Genomic DNA, 1,735 nt, shown 5'->3' on the forward strand with positions numbered 1-1,735 from the left:
GGCCAGCCAGATGGCGTGCACGTGGGCTCGAACGAGTTCCTCGTTGCCGAGGTCCAGCCGTGGCGCGCTGACCACGCCGGCGACCATCGCCTCCTGGCGCTTGAAGAAGTACTGGTCGTGCGGGCTGAGCGAACTGGCGTACGAGAACACGAGGGCCGGTTGACCGCTGCGGCCGGCGCGACCGCTGCGTTGCGCGTAGTTCGCGGGCGTCGGGGGGACGTTGCGGAGGTTCACGACGTTGAGCGAGGCGATGTCCACGCCGAGCTCCATGGTCGGGCTGCAGAACAGGACCGGGAGGTCGCCCTCCCGGAACGCCGCCTCGCGATCCAGGCGGGTTTCGTTGGGGACCTGGGCGGTGTGTTCCGCCGCGTGGATGCCCGCGAGCTGGTTCGCGACGTCGCCGTAGTACGCGGCGAAGTAGCGGTTCGCCTCGGCGCCGGGCGCACCGTCCGCGTCGTCGGCCGGCGGCCGGAGTCGCTCGAGGGGATCCTCCGCGGGGGTGCCGTCCCCGACCTGCCAGCGCATGACGGCGGCGTTGAGGCGGTAGCCGGGGACGTCGCCCTTCGGGCGTACGTCCTCGGCGACGGTGAGGAAGCCGGCGCGGCGGAGCGCCTCGAACAGGTCCGCGATCAGGCGGTCGGTCGCCTCGAGGTTGGTGCCGTCCTCCCAGGCGTGGAGGACGCCGTCGCGGCGCACGAACCGCCCGAACGTGCTTCGCGCCGAGACGAACGTCCACTCGCGCGAGTCGTACTGGACGCCGGAGCTGCGGGGGAGGGCGACGCCGGCGTACTCGAGCCGTTCGTCGTCCCCCACGCTCCAGTGGTCACGGAGGCGCTGGTGGCTCCGTCGCTTCAGGCTCTCCTGGTGCTCCTCGCGGAGGGGGTCGGCGTGGATCACGAGGTGCTTGCGGAGCAGATCCAGCAGGACGTGCGCGACCCGCGTGCGTTCCTCGGACGTCGCGCGCGCCAACGCCGGGTGGGCGTCCGCCCACAACGGTTCGTGGCGCACGGCCTCGTCGAGGTCGGGGTAGGCGATCCGGAGCAGCCCGACCTGTTCGAGGTTGGGGAGGTGGATCCGCCACCCGCGCTTCAGGTCCTGGAACAGGCGGTAGGCCAGGACCTCGCGGAGCAGCGCTTCGGTGTCGGACCGCGCCTTGAGGATGAGCGTGGGGTCGAGGGCGTACGCCTCGAAGGGGAGGTCGAGGGCGTCGAAGACACGGTGCGCGAGCTCCGCGTGGCCGAGCCCGGCCGGGCCGGCGTTCGCGACGGCGCGGTACAGCCCACCGCGCAGCAGGCCGACGTCGACGAAGTCGTTGAAGTGGCCGGCTTGAAGGGCGGCGTCCTGGCGGTTGTCGGTGAACGACAGCAACTTCCGGGCGGAGGCGGGGAGGTCGCTGTCCTGCAGACGCCGCACCGCCGCCAGCCCGAGGATCGTCGTGCTGGTGGACCGCCCCTCGCTGCTGAACACGTTCAGTTTCGCGTAGTCGCTACGCCGGCCCGAATGCTCGACGCCGCACGAGGGACAGAACCGGAACGGTGCGGGGATCCACGCGAACGGGCGCCCTCCGGGGCGCTCGACCGCGTCGGGACCGACGCGGACGAGCGTCGGCTTGTGGTCGCGGTGGTCCTTCTTGACGCGCGGTTCGCCCTTCGCGCTCACCTCGACCCAGTCGGGCGGGAGGTGCGCGATCGCCGCCTCGTCGGGCGTCGCCCGCAGCCCCTCGAAGTCGATCCCC

General features: G+C 72.0%; 1 protein-coding gene. It reads right to left on the bottom strand.

What is annotated here, in order from left to right; translation table 11 throughout:
* Window positions 1–1,735: helicase-related protein (locus RI554_11440; protein ID MDR9392628.1), on the bottom strand; the 1,735-nt coding region annotated here is incomplete at both ends.

The organism is Trueperaceae bacterium (assembly GCA_031581195.1).
In the GTDB taxonomy this organism is placed as follows: domain Bacteria; phylum Deinococcota; class Deinococci; order Deinococcales; family Trueperaceae; genus SLSQ01.